Raw genomic sequence first — 3,482 nt, 5'->3', positions numbered from 1 at the left:
TGTCCGGCGGCGTCCTACTCTCCCACCCCGTCTCCAGGGCAGTACCATCGGCGCTGAAGGGCTGAGCTTCCGGGTTCGGTATGGGACCGGGCGTTTCCCCTTCGCTGTGACCGCCGTAACGTTATCGAGTTGTTCGGGTGCCCGACACGCCTTCCCTGGTCCCTGTGGTGGGGGGTGGGGGTGTGTGGGTGGTGCCCGTTTCTCGGGAACCGCACAGTGGACGCGTGCATAGCAGAAGTGTTGGTGTTGAAGTTGTTGGCTTATTAGTACCGGTCAGCTGCGACAGTCGTTGGTCCTGTCTTCCACTTCCGGCCTATCTACCCAGTGGTCTAGCTGGGTGCCTTCACCCCACGAGGGGGATGGAAACCTCATCTTGAAGCAGGCTTCCCGCTTAGATGCTTTCAGCGGTTATCCCTTCCGAACGTAGCGAACCAGCGGTGCTCCTGGCGGAACAACTGGCATACCAGAGGTTCGTCCGTCCCGGTCCTCTCGTACTAGGGACAGCCCTTCTCAAGTTTCCTGCGCGCGCAGCGGATAGGGACCGAACTGTCTCACGACGTTCTAAACCCAGCTCGCGTGCCGCTTTAATGGGCGAACAGCCCAACCCTTGGGACCTACTCCAGCCCCAGGATGCGACGAGCCGACATCGAGGTGCCAAACCATCCCGTCGATATGGACTCTTGGGGAAGATCAGCCTGTTATCCCCGGGGTACCTTTTATCCGTTGAGCGACGGCGCTTCCACAAGCCACCGCCGGATCACTAGTTCCGACTTTCGTCCCTGCTCGACCTGTCGGTCTCACAGTCAAGCTCCCTTGTGCACTTGCACTCGACACCTGATTGCCAACCAGGCTGAGGGAACCTTTGAGCGCCTCCGTTACATTTTGGGAGGCAACCGCCCCAGTTAAACTACCCACCAGGCACTGTCCCTGATCCGGATCACGGACCGAGGTTAGATGGTCGATGCGGTCAGAGTGGTATTTCAACGGCGACTCCACTCGCGCTGGCGCGCGGGCTTCATAGTCTCCCACCTATCCTACACAAACCGCACCGAACACCAATACCAAGCTATAGTAAAGGTCCCGGGGTCTTTCCGTCCTGCTGCGCGTAACGAGCATCTTTACTCGTAGTGCAATTTCGCCGAGTTCGCGGTTGAGACAGCGGAGAAGTCGTTACGCCATTCGTGCAGGTCGGAACTTACCCGACAAGGAATTTCGCTACCTTAGGATGGTTATAGTTACCACCGCCGTTTACTGGGGCTTAAATTCTGGGCTTCGCCCGAAGGCTGACCCGTCCTCTTAACCTTCCAGCACCGGGCAGGCGTCAGTCCGTATACATCGTCTTGCGACTTCGCACGGACCTGTGTTTTTAGTAAACAGTCGCTTCTCCCTGGTCTCTGCGGCCCTTACCGCCGTCACCCGCAAGGGGTTGGACAGTTCGGGCCCCCCTTCTCCCGAAGTTACGGGGGCATTTTGCCGAGTTCCTTAACCACGATTTGCTCGATCGCCTTGGTATTCTCTACCTGACCACCTGAGTCGGTTTGGGGTACGGGCGGCTAGAACCTCGCGTCGAGGCTTTTCTTGGCAGCAGAGGATCACCCGATTCCCGCTTGAGCGGTCACCGTCAGCTCTCACCGTACGTGCTTCGCGGATTTACCTACGAAGCCGGCTACGGCCTTGGACGTGGTCTACCATCGCCACGCCGGGCTACCTTCCTGCGTCACCCCTGTTAATACGCTTACCTACTACCGGTTCGGGTCCCACGCCTCGCCACCGGTGTCACCCGAAGGTGACGGTGGTGGTCCGGGGTGGTTAGCATCACCGGGCTCGGTATGGGCGGTTCTTCGCCGGTAGGAGAATATCAACTCCTTGTCCATCGACTACGCCTGTCGGCCTCGCCTTAGGTCCCGACTTACCCAGGGCGGATTAACCTGGCCCTGGAACCCTTGGTCATTCGGCGGACGGGTTTCTCACCCGTCTTTCGCTACTCATGCCTGCATTCTCACTCGTGTGGCCTCCACCGCTGGATCACTCCGCGGCTTCACTGCCCACACGACGCTCCCCTACCCACCCACACACCTGAACACCCCTCGAGGGGATGCTGGGTAAAGTGTGAGTGCCACGGCTTCGGCGGTGTACTTGAGCCCCGCTACATTGTCGGCGCGGAATCACTTGACCAGTGAGCTATTACGCACTCTTTCAAGGGTGGCTGCTTCTAAGCCAACCTCCTGGTTGTCTGTGCAACTCCACATCCTTTCCCACTGAGCACACGCTTAGGGGCCTTAGCCGGTGGTCTGGGCTGTTTCCCTCTCGACTACGAAGCTTATCCCCCGCAGTCTCACTGCCACGCTCTGGCTTACCGGCATTCGGAGTTTGGTTGACGTCAGTAACCTGGTGAGGCCCATCGGCCATCCAGTAGCTCTACCTCCGGCAAGGAACGCGTGACGCTGCACCTAAATGCATTTCGGGGAGAACCAGCTATCACGAAGTTTGATTGGCCTTTCACCCCTAACCACAGGTCATCCCCTCAGTTTTCAACCTAAGTGGGTTCGGTCCTCCACGCCGTCTTACCGGCGCTTCAACCTGCCCATGGCTAGATCACTTCGCTTCGGGTCTAGACCCGGCGACTGAATCGCCCTGTTCGGACTCGCTTTCGCTACGGCTTCCCCACACGGGTTAACCTCGCCACCGAGCACTAACTCGCAGGCTCATTCTTCAAAAGGCACGCCGTCACCCCTGCTAGGGAGGCTCCGACGGATTGTAGGCACACGGTTTCAGGTACTATTTCACTCCCCTCCCGGGGTACTTTTCACCTTTCCCTCACGGTACTTGTCCGCTATCGGTCACTAGGTAGTATTTAGGCTTAGCAAGTGGTCTTGCCAGATTCACACGGGATTTCTCGGGCCCCGTGCTACTTGGGATCCCCTTCACCAGGCCACGCCATTTCGTCTACGGGACTCCCACCCTCTACGGTCCGCCATTCAATGCGGTTCGACTATGACACGACTTTTTTACTGGTCAGAACCATGTCAGTGGCTCTCGAAAGGTCCCACAACCCCACACACGCAACGCCTGACAGCTTGACACGCATATGGTTTGGCCTCATCCGCTTTCGCTCGCCACTACTTACGGAATATCTCTTCCTGCCGGTACTGAGATGTTTCACTTCCCGGCGTTCCCTCCTGCACCCTATGAATTCAGGTACAGGTGACCGCACATGACTACGGCCGGGTTCCCCCATTCGGACATCCTCGGATCACAGCTCGTTTGCCAGCTCCCCGAGGCTTAACGCAGGCTACAACGTCCTTCTTCGGCTCCTAGTGCCAAGGCATCCACCATGTGCCCTTATAAACTTCGACACACACTACAAATATGCTACAGAAATCCAAGAATAATACTTGAACATCTGGGATGCTCGCGTCCACTGTGCAGTTCTCAAGCAACGGACGGTCCCGCCGGCCCACCGGTACACCCACCCCAACAAC

General features: G+C 57.9%; 2 rRNA genes. Both read right to left on the bottom strand.

The window, feature by feature from the left end:
* Position 1: 1 nt before the first annotated feature.
* Positions 2-118 (bottom strand): 5S ribosomal RNA (gene rrf, locus MWU57_RS17850).
* 125 nt (positions 119-243) lie between these two features.
* Positions 244-3,356: ribosomal RNA gene (locus MWU57_RS17845) — 23S ribosomal RNA — on the bottom strand.
* Positions 3,357-3,482 lie beyond the last annotated feature (126 nt).

Origin of the sequence: Isoptericola sp. S6320L (genome assembly GCF_023015685.1) — a bacterium.
GTDB classification, from domain to species: domain Bacteria; phylum Actinomycetota; class Actinomycetes; order Actinomycetales; family Cellulomonadaceae; genus Isoptericola; species Isoptericola halotolerans_A.
Note: the sequence above shows the minus strand (reverse complement) of the source record. Positions and strands in the feature narration are given on the sequence as shown.